The sequence below is a fragment of the Sagittula stellata E-37 genome, assembly GCF_039724765.1.
Lineage (GTDB): Bacteria > Pseudomonadota > Alphaproteobacteria > Rhodobacterales > Rhodobacteraceae > Sagittula > Sagittula stellata.
The window spans coordinates 3339809-3361861 of record NZ_CP155729.1 but is presented as its reverse complement, the minus strand read 5'-3'; the positions used below and the strand labels follow the sequence as shown (position 1 = coordinate 3361861).

The 22053-nt window shown below is 64.2% G+C and carries 20 protein-coding genes, 1 tRNA gene and 1 pseudogene; 16 read left to right on the top strand and 6 right to left on the bottom strand.

Annotated elements, in window-relative coordinates; all coding sequences use genetic code 11:
- The first annotated feature begins 83 nt into the window (after nt 1-83).
- The 4 genes from ABFK29_RS15925 to ABFK29_RS15910 all read left to right on the top strand — a co-directional run bounded on the left by ABFK29_RS15925 (nt 84) and on the right by ABFK29_RS15910 (nt 4111).
- On the top strand, nt 84-1055 hold the full coding sequence (locus ABFK29_RS15925; RefSeq protein ID WP_005862136.1) for a tripartite tricarboxylate transporter substrate binding protein: 972 nt from the start codon (nt 84-86) through the stop codon (nt 1053-1055).
- An 87-nt stretch (nt 1056-1142) separates the two neighbouring features.
- Nucleotides 1143-1616: a tripartite tricarboxylate transporter TctB family protein gene (locus ABFK29_RS15920; RefSeq protein ID WP_005862135.1), complete on the top strand. Its 474-nt coding sequence runs from the start codon at nt 1143-1145 to the stop codon at nt 1614-1616.
- Nucleotides 1617-1623: 7 nt separating this feature from the next.
- Nucleotides 1624-3135: a tripartite tricarboxylate transporter permease gene (locus tag ABFK29_RS15915; protein ID WP_005862133.1), complete on the top strand. Its 1512-nt coding sequence runs from the start codon at nt 1624-1626 to the stop codon at nt 3133-3135.
- Nucleotides 3136-3166: 31 nt separating this feature from the next.
- A complete protein-coding gene (locus ABFK29_RS15910) occupies nt 3167-4111 on the top strand; it encodes a 2-hydroxyacid dehydrogenase (RefSeq protein ID WP_005862131.1) in 945 nt (314 codons plus the stop codon).
- Between the two features lie 125 nt (nt 4112-4236).
- Here the strand turns inward: ABFK29_RS15910 and ABFK29_RS15905 are convergent, their stop codons facing one another.
- From ABFK29_RS15905 to ABFK29_RS15895, 3 genes are all read right to left on the bottom strand, one after another.
- On the bottom strand, nt 4237-5373 hold the full coding sequence (locus ABFK29_RS15905) for a hypothetical protein (protein ID WP_005862129.1): 1137 nt from the start codon (nt 5371-5373) through the stop codon (nt 4237-4239).
- Between the two features lie 273 nt (nt 5374-5646).
- Nucleotides 5647-6288, bottom strand: a complete 642-nt coding sequence (locus ABFK29_RS15900) for a response regulator transcription factor (RefSeq protein ID WP_005862128.1) — start codon at nt 6286-6288, stop codon at nt 5647-5649.
- Nucleotides 6285-7622 carry a sensor histidine kinase gene (locus ABFK29_RS15895; RefSeq protein WP_005862126.1) on the bottom strand — a complete coding sequence of 446 codons (1338 nt, stop codon included), beginning with the start codon at nt 7620-7622 and terminating at the stop codon, nt 6285-6287. Before ABFK29_RS15895 ends, ABFK29_RS15900 begins: the two co-directional genes overlap by 4 nt.
- A gap of 153 nt (nt 7623-7775) precedes the next feature.
- On the opposite strand from ABFK29_RS15895, the gene ABFK29_RS15890 reads away from it, so the two are divergent.
- The 10 genes and pseudogenes from ABFK29_RS15890 to ABFK29_RS15845 all read left to right on the top strand — a co-directional run bounded on the left by ABFK29_RS15890 (nt 7776) and on the right by ABFK29_RS15845 (nt 16796).
- A complete protein-coding gene (locus ABFK29_RS15890; RefSeq protein WP_005862124.1) occupies nt 7776-8753 on the top strand; it encodes an AAA family ATPase in 978 nt (325 codons plus the stop codon).
- Nucleotides 8754-8761: 8 nt separating this feature from the next.
- Nucleotides 8762-9601, top strand: coding sequence for a DUF58 domain-containing protein (locus tag ABFK29_RS15885; protein WP_232281604.1), 840 nt, complete (start codon nt 8762-8764; stop codon nt 9599-9601).
- Complete coding sequence (locus ABFK29_RS15880) at nt 9598-9966, top strand: hypothetical protein (RefSeq protein WP_005862120.1); 369 nt, start codon at nt 9598-9600, stop codon at nt 9964-9966. Before ABFK29_RS15885 ends, ABFK29_RS15880 begins: the two co-directional genes overlap by 4 nt.
- Complete coding sequence (locus ABFK29_RS15875) at nt 9963-10919, top strand: VWA domain-containing protein (protein WP_005862118.1); 957 nt, start codon at nt 9963-9965, stop codon at nt 10917-10919. The genes ABFK29_RS15880 and ABFK29_RS15875 overlap by 4 nt, the downstream gene beginning before the upstream one ends.
- Complete coding sequence (locus ABFK29_RS15870; protein ID WP_005862116.1) at nt 10916-11845, top strand: vWA domain-containing protein; 930 nt, start codon at nt 10916-10918, stop codon at nt 11843-11845. The genes ABFK29_RS15875 and ABFK29_RS15870 overlap by 4 nt, the downstream gene beginning before the upstream one ends.
- Nucleotides 11842-12489: a hypothetical protein gene (locus tag ABFK29_RS15865; RefSeq protein ID WP_040604973.1), complete on the top strand. Its 648-nt coding sequence runs from the start codon at nt 11842-11844 to the stop codon at nt 12487-12489. Before ABFK29_RS15870 ends, ABFK29_RS15865 begins: the two co-directional genes overlap by 4 nt.
- Entirely contained in the window at nt 12483-13754 is a 1272-nt protein-coding gene (locus tag ABFK29_RS15860) for a BatD family protein (RefSeq protein WP_005862112.1), read from the top strand. The genes ABFK29_RS15865 and ABFK29_RS15860 overlap by 7 nt, the downstream gene beginning before the upstream one ends.
- 1437 nt (nt 13755-15191) lie before the next feature.
- Nucleotides 15192-15821 (top strand): annotated as a pseudogene (locus tag ABFK29_RS15855) (transposase); the annotation flags it as partial.
- A gap of 309 nt (nt 15822-16130) precedes the next feature.
- Nucleotides 16131-16523 (top strand): PIN domain-containing protein, encoded by a 393-nt coding sequence (locus ABFK29_RS15850; protein ID WP_332306612.1) that lies wholly within the window; start codon nt 16131-16133, stop codon nt 16521-16523.
- A gap of 18 nt (nt 16524-16541) precedes the next feature.
- On the top strand, nt 16542-16796 hold the full coding sequence (locus ABFK29_RS15845; protein WP_005862102.1) for a hypothetical protein: 255 nt from the start codon (nt 16542-16544) through the stop codon (nt 16794-16796).
- A gap of 1389 nt (nt 16797-18185) precedes the next feature.
- Here ABFK29_RS15845 and ABFK29_RS15840 read toward each other — a convergent pair.
- From ABFK29_RS15840 to ABFK29_RS15830, 3 genes are all read right to left on the bottom strand, one after another.
- Entirely contained in the window at nt 18186-19034 is an 849-nt protein-coding gene (locus tag ABFK29_RS15840) for a hypothetical protein (RefSeq protein WP_157136578.1), read from the bottom strand.
- Nucleotides 19031-19306, bottom strand: coding sequence for a hypothetical protein (locus ABFK29_RS15835; protein WP_157136577.1), 276 nt, complete (start codon nt 19304-19306; stop codon nt 19031-19033). Before ABFK29_RS15835 ends, ABFK29_RS15840 begins: the two co-directional genes overlap by 4 nt.
- A 685-nt stretch (nt 19307-19991) precedes the next feature.
- On the bottom strand, nt 19992-20495 hold the full coding sequence (locus ABFK29_RS15830) for a helix-turn-helix domain-containing protein (RefSeq protein ID WP_005862098.1): 504 nt from the start codon (nt 20493-20495) through the stop codon (nt 19992-19994).
- A gap of 129 nt (nt 20496-20624) precedes the next feature.
- On the opposite strand from ABFK29_RS15830, the gene ABFK29_RS15825 reads away from it, so the two are divergent.
- Nucleotides 20625-21382 (top strand): IS5 family transposase gene (locus tag ABFK29_RS15825; RefSeq protein ID WP_085983406.1). Its coding sequence is split into 2 segments (ribosomal slippage): nt 20625-20946 and nt 20946-21382, totalling 759 coding nucleotides; the frame shifts between segments, so codons are not numbered across the junction.
- 220 nt (nt 21383-21602) lie between these two features.
- A tRNA-Ser gene (locus ABFK29_RS15820) sits at nt 21603-21692 on the top strand.
- Nucleotides 21693-22053 lie beyond the last annotated feature (361 nt).

Sequence of the window (22053 nt, the reverse complement as noted above, 5' to 3'; positions counted from 1 at the left end):
ATCCGCATCCGTTTCCCCGTGGAATAGCGGCGCGGGGACCTTGTGATCCGCAGCCGAAAGAACGGATTTAGAGGAGGACAATCATGCACTTCATCAAGACCGCCGCCGTTGCGGCCGTGACACTTGCCGCCGTGACCGGCGCCGCCTGGGCCGAGTACCCGGAGCGCCCGATCCAGCTGATCGTGCCGTGGGGCGCGGGCGGCGGCACCGATGCCGTAGGCCGCCTGCTGGGCGCCGAGATCCAGAAGGAACTGGGCGTGCCGGTCAACGTGGTGAACCGCACCGGCGGCTCGGGCGTGGTGGGCCACAGCGCCATCGCGAACGCCGAGCCGGATGGCTACACCATCGGCATCATGACCATCGAAATCGACATGATGCACTGGCAGGGCCTGACCGACCTGACCTACGAGGACTTCGACATCCTCGCCATCGTCAACGCCGATCCGGGCGGCGTCATGGTGTCCGCTGACGCGGGCTACGACAGCGTCGAGGCGCTGCTGGAGAAGATCAAGTCCGAGCCGGCCGGCACCTTCAAGGCGTCGGGCACCGGTCAGGGCGGCATCTGGCACGTCGGCCTCGCCGGTTGGCTGCTGTCCGAGGGGCTGGCCCCCGACCACGTGACCTTCGTGCCCAGCCAGGGCGCCGCGCCCGGCCTGACAGACATGGTCGCGGGCGGTGTGGACATCGTGCCGTCGTCGCTGGCCGAGGGCCGCTCGATGATCGACGCGGGCCGGGTCGTGCCGCTGGCCAGCATGTCGGCGGAACGGCAGGGCGCTTTCCCGGATGTGCCGACGCTGGCGGAATCCACCGGGTCGGACTGGACGGTCGCCGTGTGGCGCTCTGTCGCCGCGCCGGACGGGCTGCCCGACGACGTGAAGACCAAGCTGATGGACGCCATCGAGACCGCCTACAACTCGGACGAATACCAAACGTTCATGAAGGACCGCGGATTTGGCCTGCGGTGGGCGCGCGGTGACGACGCCACGCAGATCGTCGCGGACGACGACGCCGCCTTCGGCGAAGTCATGAAGAAGGCGGGTCTGGCCGCCGAGTAAGGCGCGACAGAGCGCAGGGGCCGGGGGATGATGTCATCGCCTCCGGCCCTTTTCCCGTGTGACGGGACCAACTACGAGGACAGCAGAATGCGAGTCACCGATCTGACCCTGGGGGTGCTGACCCTGCTTGGGGGCATCGCGATCTTCATCTCGGCCATGGGGTTCAAGGCGATCCCGGGGCAGGACTACGGCGCGGGCACCATGCCACGCGCCATCGCGCTGGTGACGGTGCTGACCGGTGTCTTCCTGATCGTCAAGGCGGTCATGGCGGGCGAGCGTCTGCCGGGTCTGCGTCTGGCGGAGTGGACCGGCAACACCGCCGCTCTGGCCCGCATGGCCGCGGTTCTGCTGCTGATCCTGGCCTACATCCTGCTGTCCCCCGTGCTCGGTTTCCTTACGACGGCCGTTGCGGTGATGTTGCTTGCGATGCTTGTCCTGCGCGTCCGGCTGGTGATCGCCGTGCCCGTGGCGCTGGTCGCCGCGCTGGCGATCCAGCAGAGCTTCGGCAAGCTGCTGCTGGTGCCGCTGCCGCGCAGTCCCTTCCTGCCGTTCCTGTGGTGAGGCCGCCATGTCCGTAGTCGCCGACGCCGCCGGTCTCGTCTTTCAACCCTATGTCCTTCTGGTGATCCTCGCCTCTGCCGCCTTCGGCATGTTCGTCGGCGCGATCCCGGGGCTGACCGCAACCATGGCCACCGCGCTTCTGGTGCCCGTCACCTTCTTCATGGAGCCGGTGCCCGCCATCGCCGCCATCGTCACGGCCACTGCCATGGCGATCTTCGCGGGCGACATTCCGGGCACGTTGCTTCGGATGCCCGGCACGCCCGCCAGCGCCGCCTACGTGCAGGACGCCTATGCCCTGACCAAGAAGGGTAGGCCGGAATCCGCCCTTGGCGCCTCGCTGGTGTTTTCCTCGATCGGCGGCATCTTCGGTACGTTGGTGCTGATCACCGCTTCGCCCGTTCTGGCCGAGGTGGCGCTCAAGTTCTCGTCGTTCGAGTACTTCTGGCTGGTGGTGCTCGGGCTGTCCTGCGCGGTTTTCATCTCTCCCGGCTCGCCGGCACGTGGGTTGATCTCTCTCTTCATCGGACTTTTCGCCGCCACGGTCGGGCTTGAAAACCCGGCGGGCGCGCCACGCTATACCTTTGGCAATGTCGAACTGATGGGAGGGGTGCAGTTCATCCCCGCGATGATCGGCCTGTTTGCCGTGTCCGAAGTCATCCGCGCCTTCATCCATCGCGGCAGCGACGAGAAGCCGCCGGCCACCGGCAACCGCGGGATCTTCCGCGAGCAACTGACCAACATGCGCAAGTATCCGGTGCAGGCCCTGCGCGGCAGCGCGCTCGGCACGGCCATCGGCGCGTTGCCGGGGGCAGGGGCCGACATCGCCGCCTGGATCAGCTACGCCGTGTCCAAGAAGTTCTCCAAGACGCCTGAGAAATTCGGCACTGGCCATGTTGAAGGGCTGGTCGAGGCCGGGTCCTCCAACAACGGCGCCATGTCCGGGGCGTGGATCCCGGCGCTGGTGTTCGGCATTCCCGGCGACTCGATCACTGCAATCGTCATCGGCGTGCTCTACATCAAGGGCATCAACCCCGGGCCGATGGTCTTCATCACGCAACCGCAGATGATCTACGCGGTGTTCATCGTTTTCCTCGTCGCCAACCTCATGATGCTGCCGTTGGGCTGGCTGGCGATCAAGGGGGCGCGGCAGGTTCTGTCCATACCGCAGCGGGTTCTCATGCCGATCATCCTGATGTTCTGCATGGTGGGATCTTTTGCGATCAACAACTCCGTCTTCGGGATCTGGCTGATGCTCGTGTTCGGCATCATCGGTTTCCTGATGGAGGAGAACGACATCCCCATCGCGCCCGCGATCCTCGGGCTGGTGCTGGGGCCGATGCTGGAACAGAACTTCGTCACTTCGATGATCAAGTCCGACGGCAGCTTCATCGCCTTCTTCGAACGGCCCATATCCGCCGGATTGGGGATCTTCACCATTGCCGTGTGGATGCTCCCTCTGGCGATGCTGCTGTTGCGCCGCAAGGGCCGCGGGACGGCGTCCAGCGAACCCTCCAACTGACCCATTCCACTGAACAAAGACCATCAAGACCATGACCAAACCCGATCTTCTCCTCGTAGCGAACCTTGCCCCGCGCGTGGTCGACCAGCTCGACCGGGATTTCACCCTCCACCGCTATTGCGATGCGGAGGACAGGGCGGCCTTCCTCGCCGCGCTGCCCGAAGGCGTCCGTTTCATTGCCACCGGCGGCGGCACAGGGTGTTCGCGCGGGATCATCGAGGCGCTTCCGGATCTTGAGATCATCTCGTCCTTCGGGGTGGGCTACGATGCCGTCGACGTCGAGGCGGCGAAGGAACACGGGGTGCGCGTGACCAACACACCTGACGTGCTGAACGATTGCGTGGCAGAGGTGACGCTCGCCCTGATGTTGGCGCTCGCCCACCGCGTGCCTGAGTCCCATGCATACGTCCGCGATGGCCGTTGGGAGACGGAAGGCGCCATGCCTTTGACTGCCGAGCTGACGGGCGCGACGGTGGGCATCATCGGACTGGGCAGGATCGGCAAGGCCATCGCACGTCTGGCGCAGGCGTTCTCGATGCGCGTCGTCTACCACGGCCGGTCGGAGCAGGCGCATCAACCTTACCAGTATTACGCCGACCCGGTCGCCATGGCGCGGGATGTCGACTGGCTGGTGGTGATCGCCCCCAGCACGCCGCAGACGCGCGGCATCGTCAGTGCCGAGGTGCTTCACGCACTGGGGTCCGAAGGCCGGCTGGTGAATGTCGCGCGTGGCGATCTGGTGGACGAACAGGCGTTGATCGACGCGCTGTCGGGCGGCACCATCGCGGGCGCGGCGCTGGATGTCTTCGCGCAGGAACCGCACGTGCCGGAGGCGCTCAGGACGCAACAGAACGTCGTGCTCTTGCCGCACATCGGCAGTGCCACCCACAAGACGCGCGCCGCCATGGGCGACCTTGTGGTCAAGAACCTGCGCGCGCATCTTCGTGGCGACCCCGTCCTGACACCGGTGGTCTGAAGACGGGCGAGCGCAGGCGCCGCAACGCCGTCATTTCGACAAGGAAAACAGCCGCCCGAGGTCCGGCGGCTGTTTCATCTGTTTGTGACCGCGCGACGATGGCGCGGGGCGGTGCGTTCGAACGTCTACAGAACGGCCCGCGCGATGCGGATCATCTGGAGGATCTCGTATTCCGAGTCGTTAAGTTGCACGAGCTGGCCGTTCACCACGGCGTAATTCTGCCCGGCGCCAAGTTGTGGCAGGCGGTACAGGTCGATCAGTTCATTCTGCGTCAGCGCAGCGGTCGGCGCGATCGGGACGCCGTTCAGCAGATCCGCCGCCTGAGCCATCTGGTTGACCAGCAGCAGCGAGGTGTAGTCCGCGTCGTCGAGAAGCACGGGCAGGCCGTCGATCAGCGCATACCGCTGCCCGTCCGGTGCGGGGGAGAGGTCATAGAGCTGGGCAATCTGATCCGACCGGAGCAGCAGGAGGTCGGGGTCAGGATCGACATCGACACCGCGTCCAAGCCATTCGTCTCGGCGCTCGCGCCAGATCTCATCGTAGGCGTCGCGGTCGTAGGACACCCATTCGTCATAGGTCACACCCTTCTTGGCCAGCCCCGGCGGGACGCATGGCGGATCTTTCTTGGCCAGACCCGGGGGGCAGTTGGTGTAGGCGATGCGCTGTTCGTCGGAGACGTCGGACATAAGCAGTTGCGGGGTCGCCAGAGCAAGCGCGGTCGCGCCGATCACGCGCGTCATGTCGCGGCCGGCCGGCGCGGGCGTAGAGACTATGCGGTCGACGACGTCCGCGCGCTCCGCGGCCGTGAAGCCCTTGCCATTGCCGTTCGAAGCGCGTGCTACTCCGTTGCCGTTGCCGTTGCCGTTGCCGTTGCCGTTGCCGTTGCCGTTGCCGTTGCCGTTGCCGTTGCCGTTGCCGTTGCCGTTGCCGTTGCCGTTGCCGTTGCCGCCGGGGCCGTCGGCGCTCCCGGGCGTGCCTTTCCCTTTGTTGGCCTTCGCGTTGCCCTTGCCCGGCTTGTCCTTGCCATTGCCTGCCTGGGTATTGCCGTTGCCGGGCGCGCCCTTTCCGGCATGGCCTTTGCCTTTCTTGATCTTTTTGCCGCCACCTTTGTCGTTGCCCTGCGGACCCTTGGCGAGCCATACCTGCTCGCCTTGCGTCATGGCCACACCGGAAGCGTTGCCCTGCGCATGGATCGGTGCCGCGGACAGCGATGTTGTCGTCATAGCAAGCGCCACGGCGCTGCCGATCAGGAATGTGTTCATGTCAGATGCCTCTCATTTCGGGACAAACGCAGCATTCCTGCCGGGCGTTCCCGACGTCCCGGAATCGGGCATCGACGCGCGAGCGTTTCCTGGCCGATCATGGTGCGCGGAGACAAGCCCAGCGTCGATCCCGCTCGGTGCAGCGATCCGGGATCCGCCCACGGCACGGCGGACATAGACCCGAAGCGTACCTGCGCGTGACACGCCAAATCGCCTGCTCAACCAGTAGAGCGGGCGGTCTTTACCCACTGGCGGTGGACGCTGGAAATCATGTCAGACCGCTTGCAGAAGCCCGGTTTCCAGCGCGAACCAGACAAGCTGGGCGTCAGTCTCCAGCCCCAGTATGCTCTTGATCTGGTAGTGGTTGTTGCGGACGGTTTTCTGGCTGATCGACAGCTCTCCGGCGATGCGTTCGGCGGACCAGCCCCGGGCAAGCAGGCACAGGATTTCGGTCTGGCGCGGGCTCAGATCGCTGAGGCCGGTGCCGATGCCAGAGATACTATCGCGGGCGATGGCCTCGATCACGTCGGGCGAGATCACGGTCTGTCCGCGCAGCGCGCCGAAGATCGCTTCGACCAGCACCTTCGGATCGCTGCTCTTCGTGATGTAGCTGGTGGCGCCGGCCTTGATGGCTTTCAGCGCGAAGGCGGCGCTCAGGTGCATGGTAAAGACCACGATGCGCGCGCCGTCGTCGTACTGGCGGATATGCCTGATCGCCTCGATCCCGCTGGCGCCTGGCAGGGTCACGTCCATCACCACCACATCGGGGCGGAGGTCGCGGAAGGCCGCATAGGCAGAGCGCGCATCCTCTGCCTCGCCCACGATCTTCAGACCGGGCTGCAGGTCGATCAGGCGGCGATAGCCTTCGCGCACGACGGGGTGGTCGTCGATGATGATAACGCTGTAGTCCCTCATGCCGCGCAGCGCCCCCGCACGTCCGGCAGGGTCACGCGGATGCGCACGCCGCTGCCCGTCTCCTCAAGGTGGAGCGAGCCACCCATCGCCTCGGTACGCTCCGACATGCCGATCAGCCCGTGGCCGGGTGCGCGCCCGTCGATCCCGCCGCCGCCATCGTCGGCGACCGTCAGGAGGATCGCATCGTCGCGGGAATGCAGGGCGACGTCCACGCGGGATGGCGACCCGTGGCGCATGGCGTTGGTCACGCATTCCTGCACGATCCGGTAAAGGTCCAGCGCCACGGCACCGCTGAGACCGTCCTCGATCAGCGTGCTGTCCAGCGTCAGCCGCGCCCCGCTTTGCGCCTGCCAGCCCGCCAGCATCCCGCGCAGGCTGGCTGCCAGTCCCACTTCGTCGAGGTCCGGAGGCCGGAGCCGGGCGAAGGCACCGCGCAGGCAGGTCATCATCGCGCGGATGTTGGCGCCGATGGCATCGGCATCGCGGGCGAGGGCCGGGTGTGACGACGGCGCTGCGAGACGGATCGAGGCGGCAAGCGCCGCCGTCGCCGTCAGCATCTGGCCGAACTCGTCATGCAGGTCGCGCGCCAGCTGCCGCCGCTCGACATCCTCGACCTCGATCAGGCGGCGGGTCAGTAGACGTCGGGCCTCCGTTCCGGTCTTGAGTTGCCGGGCGAGGCGGTTGACCGCGTCGGCGATCTTGCGGAACTCCGGAGCGCCGGAAGGGGGCACGCGGGTGTCGAGGTCCCCGGCGCTCAGGCGGTCCAGCCCCCGGACGATGGTGCCGACGGGTTCCAGCCGGGCGTAGATCGCCAGCGTGCCGAGCAGGAGTACCCCCGCCGCCATGCCCAGCGTCTGCCAGAGGGCCAGCCGCACCCGTTGCCACGCCAGCGTTGCGGCGGCCACCGGATCGAAGGTCACTTCGACCCCGAAGACGCTGTCCTGCGAAGCCCTGCCGTCGCCCTTGGCCGGCTCGATCGCGCCGAAGATGCGTGTGACGGTCTTGCGAAACGGGTCCGGCGCGATCGGTCCGAACATCTGCCAGCTCGAACAGAGCCGCCGCTCCGAAATCAGCCGCTGCTCGAACCGGATGCAGGTGCCCGGCGCCATCAGGCCAAGCAGCTTGATCGACGTCATCTCGGCGTAGAGCGGATCGCCCGCGCGCGGTTCCATGTGGTAGTTGCGTTCGAGGACATAACCCGCGCGCGTCAGCGTGTTGCGGGTCGCGCGGTCGGCGGCGTCGTAGGCGCCCGCCGCGGCGAACCCGATGGTGATGGCCCCGGCCAGCAGCGTCACCAGCCAGAGCGTCAGAACCAGCCGCAGCCTCAGACTCATGGTGTGTCCTCCCCGACATCCCCTGTCGGAAGGATCGGGCAATCCCGCCGTGTTGTCGCGGGCAAATTGCCCGACCTTGCCGGATTTCGCGGGAAAAGCTTTGTCGTTCCATGGGTTCGTGCCTTCCTGCACCGGCACCGACGGGAGGAGCGCATGGAAGATCAGGCACCTGGAGGGTCGCTGACGGAGGCGGCGCAGCGGCTGACGCAGCGCATGGAAGCCGGGTTGATCGGACAATCGGCCCTTGTCGAACGGCTGGTGATCTGCCTCCTGACCGGCGGTCACGTCCTGATCGAAGGGCCGCCGGGGCTGGCCAAGACACGCTCTGTCCGGCGGCTGTCGGACGCGGTCGAGGGCAGCTTTGCGCGTATCCAGTGTACCCCTGACCTCATGCCTTCCGACGTGACGGGAACGCAGGCGTGGCGGCAGGAGAGCGGGCAGATGGTCTTTCTTCCCGGGCCGGTCTTCCATTCTCTGGTGCTGGTGGACGAGATCAACCGTGCCCCGCCAAAGGTGCAGTCCGCCCTGCTCGAAGCCATGGCGGAAGGGCAGGTGACGAGCGGCGGCTTATCCCGCGCGCTGCCGGAGCCCTTCATGGTCGTCGCGACGCAGAACCCGCTAGAGCAGGAGGGCACCTTTCCATTGCCGGAAGCGCAGCTCGACCGGTTCCTGTTCCACGTGCTTCTCGACCTGCCGGACGAGGCCACCGAACTGGCGATCCTCGACCTCGTGGAAGGGGAGTTGCGGGCGCCCGCCGGCCAGGCGGTGTCCTGCCTCGACACGGCGAAGCTTGCTGCGATGAAGGCGGAGGTCGTGCAGGTGCATCTTTCCCCGGCGCTTCGGCGCTATATCGTGGGTCTGGTGATGGCGACGCGGACGGGCGTGGACGGCCTGTCGGTGACCGACCGAATCCAGCACGCGGTCAGCCCGCGCGGCACTCTTTCACTGGCGGCAGCGGCGCGGGCGCGGGCCTGGCTGAACGGGCGCGACTACGCGGTGCCAGAAGACGTGGAGGCGCTGGCGCCCGATGTGCTGTGCCACCGCATGGCGCCGACATGGCGTGCCCGCGCCGCCGGAGAGACGTCGCGCGGCATCATGACGGAAATCCTGTCCACGGTGGAGCCGTTGTGAGGCGGGCCGTGACACAGCGGGAAGGGTCTGGGGCGGTATTGTCGCTGGACCGGCTGGTCGCGCTGGCCGGGCAGGCGGGTCCGGTCACAGTTGCGGGTCTGTCGCACGGTCGGGTTGCGGGTCTTTCGGGACCGCGCCGGGGCGAGGGGGGCGATCTCTACGATCTGCGGCCCTTCATCGACGGGGACGACCCGCGTCTGGTCGATCCCGCCGCCAGCGCGCGGAGCGGGCGGCCGCAACTGCGCCGCCGCCACGAAGAGGTGGAGCGCAGCGTGCTGCTGATCGTCGATTTCCGCGCCCCGATGTTCTGGGGCACAAGGGGTCGGTTCCGCTCTGTCGCCGCGGCAGAGGCGGCGGCGCTGGAGGGGTGGGTTTGCGTGCGTGCAGGCGGGCGCGTCGGGTTGGCGATCATACGCGACGACGGCATCGACCGCTTGCCCGCCCGCCCGAGAGAAGCGGCCATGCTGGAGATCGCCGGGACCCTGGCGCGCACCCATGAGGAGGCGATGGACGCAGCCCCGGCAGCGGTATCGCTGTCGGAAAGGCTTGGCCAGATCGCGGGGCGTCTGCCCTCCGGCATGGCCGTGCTGCTGGCCACGGGCTTGGACGACCCCGGCGACGGGTTTTTCGACATGGCGACGGACCTGATGCGCCGCAACCCGTTCGAGATCCTTCTGGTGCAGGATGCGGTGGAGACGGCCCCGCCGCCCGGGCGCTTTGCCGCCCGCATCGGCGATGTCCTGTCCCGTGGGCGCTTCGGCGTATCGCCGACGGCGGCGGTCCTGTCGGAGCGCGGCATAGCGGCCCGGATCGTCCGGGCCGAGGCGGACGAGGTTTTGCCGGTATGACACCCGAAGAGCTTGTCTCCCGTCTGGCTCCGGTGCGTGTCCCGGCGGACTTCGCCCGTTTCGGCGTCCAGGATGTCCTCGTTGCCGTTTCGCTGGGTCTCTTGGCGGGCGTGCTGGTGGCCATGCTGGTGCGCGTCCTGACCGCGCCGCGCCCGCGCAAGCTGGAAACGGCCCGCGCCGGAATAGCCGCCATGGCGGACCTGCCGCCGCAGGAACGCATGGCAGGGCTTGCTTCGCTGTTGCGGGCCTTGGGCGGGACCGTGCCAGCCGTGGCGAGAGACGCGCTTTACGATCCGCACGCCAAGATCGATCCCGTCCCGCTGGAAGATGCCGTTCTGGCCGCTGCGCGGAGGGGCCGGAAATGACCCTTGCCGCGCCGTGGTTCCTGCTCCTGTTGCCCTTGCCGCTCGTCCTTTTGCGCCTGATGCCGCCGCGCCAGACCGGAGCCGGAGCGCTTTTCCTGCCGCCGGCTCTGGCCTTGGCGTTCCACAGGACCGAGACGACGCCGGTGCACCGCCACGCGCGGCTGATCGCGCTCGGTGCGGCTTGGATCGCGGTGGTTGCGGCCCTTGCCGGTCCACGGCAGGAGCGCGTTCTGGATATCGTGCCCGCGTCCGGGCGCGATATCGTGCTGGCACTGGACCTTTCAGGCTCGATGGAGCGCGAGGACTTTTCTCTGAACGGACAGACGGTGTCCCGGTTGGCGGCCGTTCAGGGAGTCGCGGCGGATTTTGTCCGGGGGCGGACAGGGGACCGCGTCGGCCTCGTGGTCTTTGGCGACCGCGCCTATGTCGCCGCCCCGCAGACGCATGACGTCGCCTCCGTGGCGCGGCTGATCGACGGCCTGCAGATCGGTGTGTCGGGCAAGGCCACGGCGATTGCCGACGGGCTGGGCCTTGCCATCCGGCGCCTGAGGGAGCGTGACGCCAAGAGCCGGGTCATCCTCCTGCTGTCGGACGGGCAGGACACGACCGGGATGGTCGACCCGGTGGCAGCAGCACAGACGGCGCGCGATCTCGGGATGCGGGTCTACACGATTGCGCTGGGGCCGGCGGACCTGTCGGATGACCCCGGCGCGCGCGATGCCGTGGATGCCGACACCCTGCGCCGCATCGCGCAAGCGGCGGGCGGAGAGACCTTCCGAGTCCGGACGACCGACGACCTGCAGGCCGTGACCGCCGCGATGGACCGGCTCGAACCCAGCCTCGCGGCCATGCCACCGGTGCGCACGTGGCGCCTGTACTGGCCATGGTGTGCCGCCGTCGCCGCGCTCTGCCTCGGGGTGTCCATGCTCTTCCATGTGCGGGAAACGGCGTGACAGGGCCGGAGTTCATCCTGCTCCGCCCGCTGTGGCTGATCGGGCTGCCTCTGGCGTTGGTCGCCGGGCTGCTGATCGCGCGCAGGGCCGACGGCATGGCCGCTTGGCGGGCTGTCACGGACGCGGACCTGCTGGAGGCCATGCGCGGGCGCGGCTGGGTGTCGGCGCCCCGGGCAGGCGCCGACCCATGGCTGATGGCGCTTGCCCTGGTGCTTCTGTTCTCCGGTCTGGCGGGGCCGGCCAGCCGAGACCGCAATGCGCCCATTCTGCGCAACACCAACACGTTGATGATCCTGCTCGACCTGTCGCCCTCTGTAACCGAAGGCGGCGGTTTCGACGATGCGCAGGCGGCCCTCGCGCGTCTGGTCGACCTGAAGGGCGACCGCCCCACCGGACTGATCGTCTACGCCGGGGAAAGCTTCGTGGCCAGCATTCCTGCCGAGGATTCCGGTGTCGTGCGAGGGCTGATCGCGGTGGCTGACGGCGGCACGATGCCGGTGGGCGGCAGCCGTCCCGACCGGGCCCTGACCATGGCGCAGCGCGCCCTGCAGGACGCCGGGGCCGTGGCACCAGACGTGGTGTTCGTCTCGGACGGCGGTGGCATGGGGCCGGAGGCTGCAGACATCGCCCGCCAGATGAAGGCAGAGGGAAGCCGGATCTCCGCCATCTTCGTCGCGCAGCACACGCCGCCATACGGCATGCCCGCCGCCGACCCCGAGGCCCTGAGCGCCGTGGCAGAGGCAGGCGGTGGGCGGATGGTGGAGGCGACGGCGCTGACCGCGATCGGCACCCTGCTGCCCGACCGGCGCGATACCGGCCGCGATGCCCCCGACCTGCGCGCCCTTCAGTACCGCGACCTTGGCCCATGGCTCGCCACGCTGGCGCTGTTTCCGATGGCACTCCTGTTCCGGTGGCGGCGGACATGAGGCTGCGTTACGTGACCGCCGCGGCCATCGCCTGCGCTCTTGCTGCCGATCCAGGGGCCTGGGGCAAGCTTGTCTGGCGCGCTGGGTTTCCCGGACTGGCGGTTCTCGCCGTCACGGATCCGAAGGCCCGGGCCGCCGCGCTCTACGATGCTGGACGATACCGTGAGGCGGACGAAGTCTTCGCCGGGGTCGGGCGTGGCGCCACCTACGACCGGGGCCTGACGCTGGCGGCGACCGGGGATTATGCGCTGTCGGTGGCCTATTTCGACGCTGTCCTGTTCGCGGACCGCTACGACGCCGAAGCCCGCCACAACCGCGATACGGTCAAGGCGCTTGTGCCGCCGGTCATAGGTGAGGCCATGGGGCACGGGCGCATCGAGGCGATCCTGACGGAGGCCGGCGTCGCGACCGCCGCCTTCGATCCGGAGGCGCCCGACCAGCCGATCCTGAAGCGGGCGGTGGACCCGCAACGCGAGTCGAACAGGCGTCCGGTCGAAGGCGAGCGCAGGGCTGCTGCCGATGGTGCCTGGCTCGATGCGCTCGAAGATGCCCCGGGGGCGTATCTCAAGGCCCGGCTGGCCGCAGAGATGGCCCGCCGCATCGCCGGGGGCGAGGCGCATGCGGAGGAGCGCGAGAGATGGTGAGATGGCTGTTTCTGATGTTGCTGGTCGCCATGCCCGCCTTTGCGCAGGACCGCGACACGGCCCGGCTCGAACTGATCCTCGATCCGCGCGCTGCGCCCCCATATGAGGGCGAGATGGTCCTCGCCACGTTGCGCGGCACCTACCGGGAGCGCATTGCACGCGAAGACCTGAAGCTGCGCCCGATGAGCGATTTCGACTGGGTGCGGCTCGGGATGGACCGCTGGACCGACACGCGCGTCGATGGGCTGAGGGCGCGGGTTTTCGAGCGGCGCATCGCCTTCTACCCGCGCCGGGCGGGCACGCTGGAAATCCTGCCCGTGACCCACGCGCTGGAGGTGCTGGGGGAAGGCGGGCAGCGCGAGACTGTGCTGGTCCGCTCCACGTCTGTGTCCCTGACAGTCGAGCCGAAACCGCGGGGCGTCGGGGATCGCTGGCTGCCCCTGCGTACGCTCGAGGTGTCGGACACATGGAACGTCGATCCGTCGCAACTGGCGGACGGGCAGGGGGCGACGCGTCGCGTCGTTCTGCGCGCTTTCGGCGGCACGCCCGAGATGATGCCCCGGCAGCCAAGCCTCAGGCAGCCTTGGCTCATCAGTTTCACCCCGCCGGAGGAGCGCAACTTTCAGGTGACGCCGGAGGGGCCGGTATCGACGGTCGTGTGGACGTGGAAACTGCGCCCGGTCACCGGCGAACCGGGCGTCATTCCAGCGATCGCACTGCCGTGGTTCGATACCGCCGACCGAAGCGCCCGAACAGCCTCCATCTCAGCCTCGCCCATAGGCTACGCCAGTTTTGCCGCCAATGCCGCATCCAACTGGCAAGTCCTCGGGGGGATTGGATGGGTCTTCTGGGGACTGGCCGGCGTGGCGACCTTGCTGCCCGTCGCGATGGTTTCAAGGGACCGCACCTCCGTGGGCAACCTGATCCGGAGGATGCGACGCCGTTGGCGCAGGCGCATCCTTTTGTCGACGTTGCGCCGCCTCGTGCGCGCGGGAGAGACCGCAGCCGCCCGGAAACTGGCGTCACACTTGCTGGAGAACTTTTCGTCGCTTGACGAAACCGGTCGGGTGGCACGTCTCCTGCCAGCCGACGCGTTTCTGTTCGCGGACGCCGCCAAGCCTTCTCCGAACCCGCTGGCGCTGCATTCCCTCATCGACAACGTACGGTCCGAGGTGATGGCGCCGGGCCGGGGCAGGGGGACCGAACAAGGCCGCAACACTTGGGCGGGAAGTGGCGAAAGCTATGCGGGTGTTTTCACAGGCTGATCGGGCTGGTGTTAGGTGACACACATTCTTGCAGTGAAGCCGGAAGTGTCCCGAAGAGAGCGAAAGTGCCCGGATGAGCCATATAATTAAGGGCATTTGACCCACGTTGCGGCTCTGGCCGGGCTTGTGATGGGTGTCATGCAGTAAACTCGAAAACCGCCCTTGTAAGAGCCCACCCAGCGCTGCCAGGCTTCGGGAGCGTCAATGAACCCTCAGCAAGACGAGCCAAGAAAACATGGGTTCTGCGGGCGATCCGCAGAAAAATGAGGCGCCTGTAGGTTCATCGGAACATGCAAATCGCGTTGCATGTTCCGGTTGCCATTTGCATGTTCGGGAAAATCTTTTTTCCTCAGGGATTTGAGAGGGTTGAGACGGCCACATTCCGTTTTCCGAACGTGCAAACGATTTTTTGGTCAAGGCGCGCGGTGGAGCAGACAGACGCAGGACGGGACGGTTGCCAAGCGTCGAGGGTGTATCTGAACTGCGAAGACGGACATGCTTCCATTGGGGTCATGCGGTTTATGTCCCACAAAAACACCAATATCGTGGCGAAGCTGGAAAACCAGCCATACCATATCGTGGAAGTGTCGGGACCGGTTGGTGTGCCCGTGAGGGATGAGACGGTAACCTTCTCGGGCGGCGCGACGGCAACTGTCGGTCATACGTCACCGGCGCCGAGCCATAACATCAAGGGACAGCTGGTTCTCTAGGACGTCTCGGGCACGATTACTGCGACGGAGACCTTCACCGCGTCCGGCGGCGGCACCGGCACCGTATCAGCGGTGACAGCGCCGACGGGACTAATGTTCGAATCTCAGGGAGGTGATGGGCGCCTGGAAAACAGGGCAAACCAAAACGCGCTGAGGACAACCGGGCAGAGGTCATACTGGCGAAGGCCAACGCACAAACGGGCGGCGTCATAAAACTGCGGGGCACGCATTTTGCGACCGGCGTGAGTATCCCGGGCAGCGGTTACGATCTGGAAGAAGTTGCGGTCGAAGGCAGTCTGACCGATGTAGCGGATCAGGCGTCCTATAGTCACGCGGTGGACGTCACCGGCAGGCGCGTCACGATCAGGACCCTACGCACCGAGAACACAAAAGGGATCCACATTGGATCGTCTGGCGTTTACTGCGTCATCGATACGTTGATCATGGAGGGGGTCTACGGGCAGGCAATTTGGGCGGAGGCTCAGTACCCGGCTATCGGATGGCTCGATATCTCTCATGCGTCGTACACAGACCCCGGCGGGTCATGGTTCGATCACGTGATCCGCTGCACGGGGTCTTATGCCCGTATTGGCACAGTTGGCGGGGCTTGTTGAACATATCAGTGATGAGGATTCACTATAGGAATCCAGTGCGTTGGATCGGTGTCATGCCGAGGCCCTCTCCCACCCGCTATCGTACGACGGACTGGTCCGAATAAAACACTGCGCTGCGCCGGCGGGGTTCGCTCTCGGTCTGGTTTGATCCCGACACGGTCCGGCACGCCGGAAAGACCGGTAAACGGGGGCGGCCCGAGACGTTCTCGGACGCCGCGATCCAAACCTGCCTGACGCTGGAGGGTGAGGGGCGTCTCGGCAACGATCCGGGGGATCGTTTCAGCCCTGAACGGGCGGAGCCCCGGCCTGTTCGGCCTTCCGCTTCTGCAGACGGTCGGGCCGGTCGAGAGCCCGATCCGGATGGCTGGGCGCGACCGGCGGGCTCCGGACTGTTCGGCGCTGTGCCGACGGCAAGCGCGGATCGGGGTCAGATCCCCTGTCGCCGCTCGGGCAAGCCCTTGAACCTGCTTATCCCCTCTCGTGACATCACCGCGCGATGCACGGCCGGGCAGCGGACAGCACGGGGGTGACGTTCGGTGGCGATGGCGCATGGCCGGCCCGGAAGCATCGCTCCTCCCGCCGGAGGCAATGGCGCAAGGTTCACATCGCCATGGACACGGAAACCGGCGGCATACGCGCGGTCGAGTTCACCTCGAGCCTCCCCCCTGATGCCAGACCAGGGCGACAGCCCCCTGCTGCCAGACCTGCTGCTGCGGATCGATGAGAATGATCTGGAAGGCAGTTTTCGGCCCATCTTCGAAAGCGCCAAGGAGCGCGCAGAGCAGGTCAAGCGCATCGAGGAGGCCTACGCTTCAGGGAAAGCCCCCATAGCGTTGTTGGCCGCCGCCGGTGGAGGCACGGTCTTCGATTTCTGGGATTTCCTTCGGCACCATGGCAACATCAAGATCAAGATGGCCCTCGGTACCGCCGCCGAGAGAAATGCGGCGACACAATCGGTTCTGGCTACGCCTGGCCTGATCGTCGATCCCGTCACCCTATACGGCGCCCAGACCCTCGGATTTGTAGACAGCCTCCTTTAAGCCTGTCCGGATCTGCACATCACCCAGACCAGCATCGATCTGCTGCACGAGGCCTACCAAGCTAGAGTGGATGCAATAGGAGGGGCGGGACACCGAGGCAGCCTTGTCGCGGACGAGCACGGGACGCGCATAGTCGAAATGTCCCAGGAAGCCTCCGATCTCCTCATCTCGAACCTCAGACAAACCCTCGAGATTGCAAGAGGCCTGCCAATCGCCATGCCAGAAGAAGGCACCACTCTTCATCCGGATTTCGAAGCCGTATTCGAAGATGTTGGCCCATGGGTCGTAGATACGTTGGTCGTCGCCAAGGAGAGAAGTTGGACCTTGCTGGCCGATGATACTGCTCTCCGGCTTATCGCCGGCATTGATGGTGTCTCAACGGCCTGGAGTCAGGTTGCGCTGTAGATCGCGCGCAATGCGGGCATGCTTTCGCAGGATGCGTATTCTGCCGCCCTCGGCGCAATGCTGGAGGGGAATTACCGATACGTCAGCATCGACGGAGAAACGACGCAGTTCGAGTGGGAGCGCAAGGAAACGTCACTCTGGCTGAAGCCATTCCTCGATCAAATCGCCCTGCCGACGAACGACCCACGGAGCATTGCCCAAGTGATCGGGTCCAGACTTCTGGAACTCTGGGACGATGCGGACGATGGAGTGCGTTGCGTCGCCTATTGTTAGGTGACACACATTCTTGCAGTGAAGCCGGAAGAGCACCGAAGAGATCGGAAGTGACCGGATAGGCCTTAGAAATAAGGCGCTCCAGCCCAGATCGCGGCTCTGGTCGGGCTTGTGATGGGTGTCATGCAGTAAGCCCGAAAACCGCCCTTGGAAGAGCCATCCCAGCGCTGCCAGGCTTCGGAGGCGTCAATGAACCCTCAGCAAGAAACGCCAAGAAAACATAGGGACTGCGGGGGATCTGCAGAAAAATGAAGCGCCTGTAGGTTCATCGGAACATGCAAATCGAGTTGCATGTTGCGGTTGCCATTTGCATGTTCGGGAAAATCTTTTTTCCTCAGGGCCTTGAGAGGGCTGAGACGGTCACATTCCGTTTTCCGAACGTGCAAACGATTTTTGGGTCAGCCACCCTGCACGCCAGGGGTCTCACTGAAGCCTGGTCAGGTGGGGCGGAGCTTCCAGACGCGCGCCCCCCTTACTCGTTCTCGGCCGCGCCAGCGAGGAGAGTTGCCAAGGTGGACGGAAAACGAAAGCACGGTGCGCCGTGCGCGCATGTCAGCGAAGCGCAGAAAGTAGACACACCTCTCAGGGTCATCCCGACGGCAGCGCCTGACGCGCCTGGCCCAGAGCCGACCTTCACGCCAGGCGCAGCAGCTGACCGGTCCCGGCGCAGAGCCGACCTCCATGCAGGACGCAGCGAAGGTCCGAAGCCGGTTCAACGGACCTTCTTGCCTCCCCCCCCCGACGCCGGAAAGAGCTGCAGCTGGCATAGAAATATTATGATTGCGCCGTACGGAATGCGCTCAGCACTTCGTACACGCGCGCGCGCCCTCCAATCGTACGGTGGGCACAAACCGTCGACACTCCATCAAAAGTGAAAAGCTTCGAACGGCCACTTTCCGCCTTGGAAGTTCATGCTTGCATCTAATCTAACTGGCGACAGGATGCCGGAAATTTGGAAGTACTGTTTGCATGCCCCTGTTCAATCCGAAGACAATTGCGCGCCATGCGAAGGACGTGGAGATCCCGGAAACGCACCTGAAGCACCTTCAGGAATGGCGCGACATGATCGAGGACGGGCGCATCGGCGGTCTCAAAGAGACTGCTCTGCACGGCCAGTTTTCAACCAAGATCGTCGAAGGCGTCCTTGGATATACCGGTCCTGCATCCGGATCGAACTACACGGTTGCGAGTGAGAAAAGCATACTGCGGGGGAGCGTCGATCTCCCCCTTGGCCATTTCTCCGAAAAATCAAACGAGATCATCGCGCCGTTCGAATTGAAAGGCGCAAAGACACATGACCTCGACGCAATCATGCCGGGGCGCAACAAGAGCCCGGTCCAGAGGGTCAATCAGCCAGCGTCATCCCTTTGCGCCGGCCCACCCGGCCGGTCATCTGTATGCGGCTGCGCGCGTCCAGCCGATATAAAATCCGCCGTAAGGACCGCGCATCACGACTTGGCACCAAACGACATCGGGAGAGCCTGATTCACAGTGCATTTCTTCGAGGGCATGTCGGCCAGCGGGCAGGTCGGCTAGGACATCTGCATTGTCGTAGGGACTGACATTCAGACGAAATGGCTGACCATTCGACTGGTACGCGCCAAGCTGCAAACCTGAGTTGCGCCAATCCAGCCTTGCTTGGTCCAAAGCATATTCGGTCATCCAGACCGCACCAAGGAAATCGGTTCCGTCCAGCCATTCCAGATCTTGGGGTGGTTGGGGGGTGAAGTCCTTGTAGCCCTCTTGGACATTCGTCTGCATTTCGGGCGGCAGGGAGCCAGCCGAGTAGGCATAGCGCCCCCTAGTACGCCGCACGACGCCGCCAAACGGTTGCCAACCAATCGCTTTCATCCAAGTCACTATTTCGGAAGCAAGGGCATTGGGGTCCGTCCCTTCTCCCATTCCCCAGAATTTCGAACCCGGATCAAGGGTCGCGGCCCAGATCGGATCGGGAATGTCCCAGACGGACCGCGTGTCGATACGGGTGGACGCCTGACCTGGGATTGAGAAGATACCGTTGAGATAGCTTGTGAAGGCGTCTTCGAGGATTCGTCCCGCCGGGTCAAACACGTTGTCTCGGTTCGCACTTCCCGATTGGCAGTCTCCCGAGGCCAGACAGGCCTCGTAGTACTGGCGTGCGTTCTCCATGCGGACCTCTGGGCTGGACTGTGCCCAGACCGACGTACCGATCCCGCAAGAAAGCCCAACAATCACCGCGCCATGTAGAAGAGAGTTCATTTAGCCTCTTCCTTGTCATCGAAGCACTCCATCGCACCGCATAAAAGCAAGGCGGCGATGCCTACAACGATTAAAGTCCCCAGCCCGCTTCCACCACTGCTTGTACCATCTCCCGAATACCCGTTGTCGTAGGAGCAGGTGCCTCCGGAGTATGTGCCGCCGTTTTGTACACATTGCGAATACATGTGATCAACGGGCCGATTTTCGTCAGCCAGAACCGAATGGCCCAAGGCTAAGCTGCAATAGGAAAGCAAAAATACCGTTCGTTTCATTTCCATATCCGGGGTTGATTTATGCGTTTTCTTCTGTCGTGCCGTCGCTACTTATATATGCACACCGTCCCAAACTTACATTTGCGCTAAGGCCGAAACACTTACTGTCTCTGGCCATAAAAAATGCGAACGTCGCTGAAACGGCTTTTCGGATGGCCGCCCGATCAGGAGTGATTCGATCAATTGCCTGCCTAGAACACTAACACGAAATTCCGTAAGAGTTGCATGGACCGTAAGCACTTCGCTGATTTTTTTATTTCCGCCTAGAACTAACCCGAGAAGTAGCCCGATTTTCATTGAGAAATGACGTAGTTGATACCCCTTCCCGACGGCATCGCAGTTTGCCAAGGTGATGTGGGTCACATTCTAGGCTCACGAATTCGGTAACGGGGGCGTCTCGGTTAAGCGTTTTTGAGCAGTTCGACAGTATTACTGGCGAGTAGCGCCTCGTCCGCTTCCTGCGGATCGCGGACGTTCATGCAATTCGCGGCGAACAGCAGCTCTCCGCCCTTGTTTCCAGCACCTGATCTCGTCTGCGCGAGACGCGAATGTCGTGTAAGGGCTGACCTCGGCTGTCAGACGCGCTTGGCTCAGAAGACCGGCTATGGCGAGGTTTTCCAAGTATATCTTGCTGCAGCCCCGAATTGACTTCTGCCCAGGTCCGGCATGCTTGCGCGTTTGTGATTTATGAACCTTTCACCATCCTCAGGATGAGCTGGTCGGTGTTGGCGGTCGGAGCCTGGTACATCTGGTAGGCGGCGGCGATCAACTCGGCCTTTTCAGAACTCGTGGGGCGAACTTCCAAGTCCTCGATCCCGCGTTCAATCGTCAGAATGGCGCGTTCCAGGCGATCGATGTCGATTTCGGCACGAGATTGACTTGCCTGGTAGCGTTTGGCCTGGACCTCGACCGCGCCCTCCGGTCCGTTGATCACCCAATCTACTCCCCGGTCGGGACCGTTCGTCTGACTTTGAGCTTGGACCATGTTGCCCTCGCCAGTCACCAGCCAACCGACCGGAACGCATGTTTCCCTCGCGATTTTCTCAATCAAAGAGACCTTGGGATCAGTTTTTCCATTCACATAGTCGGACAAAGATCGACGCGACATCCCCTCAATTCGGCTGGCAAGAATATCCAGCCCTCCCACCTTGTCGGCGGCATTTTTTATTCTGCTTCCAATAGTTTCCATGCCGGCCACGCAGAAAATCGCCACCGATAGCAGGAAACTGCTATCCCTATCTCATGCCCGGGCCTAGGTTCAGGACCCATTGATTTGGTTGAGCGAGCGTGATTCACCGTTCGAAAACGAGCGGTGAACATGTCTGATCTCTACTGGTTGAGCGATGCGCAGATGGCGCGTCTGGAGCCTTACTTCCCCAAGTCGCACGGCAAGCCCCGGGTTGATGACCGGCGCGTTCTGAGCGGTATTATCTTTATCAATCGCAATGGATTGCGGTGGCGAGATGCGCCAAGGGAATACGGCCCGCACAAGACACTCTACAACCGCTGGAAGCGGTGGAGCGATAGAGGCGTCTTCGCCCGGATCATGGCTGGGCTGGCGGGCGAGCATGGTGAGGAGACGACCGTGATGATCGACGCAACTCATCTGAAGGCCCATCGCACGGCGTCCAGCCTGGGCGTGAAAAAGGGGGGCGTGGACGGCTGATTGGCCGGACGAAGGGAGGCATGAACACGAAGTTGCACGCCGTCTGCGACAGCCATGGCCGGCCCATCGACCTGTTCCTGACTGCCGGCCCCGTCAGCGACTACATCGGGGCGCGTGCGCTGGTCGGCGGGCTGCCAGACGTGAAATGGCTGCTCGGAGATCGCGGCTACGATGCCGACTGGTTCAGAGAAGCCTTGCAAGACAAGAAGATACGCCCTTGCATCCCGGGCCGGACGAAACGGAAGACGCCCGTCCCGTACGACAAGCGCAGGTACAAGCGTCGCAACCGGATCGAGATCATGTTCGGCAGGCTCAAGGATTGGAGACGGGTGGCGACCCGTTATGACCGATGCCCAAAGACCTTCTTCTCAGCGATCGCACTCGCTGCGACCGTGATCTTCTGGCTTTGAGAGAGAACGAGTCCTGACCCTAAGGCCTATCCGGTCACTACCGATCTCTTCGGGGCTCTTCCGGCTTCACTGCAAGAATGTGTGTCACCTAACACAGATCTTGCCCAAACTTGGTGCCGCTCGGTGCCACTTGATGCGGTTTTCGATGTAAGGAAGTTTTCTCGCTCAGAAGGCAGTTTCACCTTGTAATTCCTATGTTTGCTTGGCTATACGCGTCGACGGAGACGTGGCCGAGTGGTCGAAGGCGCTCCCCTGCTAAGGGAGTAGGCGGGAAACCGTCTCGAGGGTTCGAATCCCTTCGTCTCCGCCATTTCATGGCTAACCTTCCGATACAGAAAAGATACTGGTTTTCGGGGAGGCCGAAATCCGCGCCTGGTCAGTCAACTGGTACAGTGAGGGCAAGGATGGCCACGATACCAAAGCTGGTTACATGCGGGCGAACCTTCAGTTTTCTCGCCTCGGTTTCGCGGGATGTGGCGGCCGAAAAGAGGTTTAGATTTCCTTAAGGACTGCTGAGCGATCATTGGCTCTCATGCGATGCCGCGAGATCAGCAACCATGTTGATCTCGTGGTGACGGAGGCGCGTGTTAGGTGACACACTTTCTTGCAGTGAAGCCGGAAGAGATCGGAAGTGCTCGGATGAGCCATATAATCAAGGGCGTTTGAGGCGT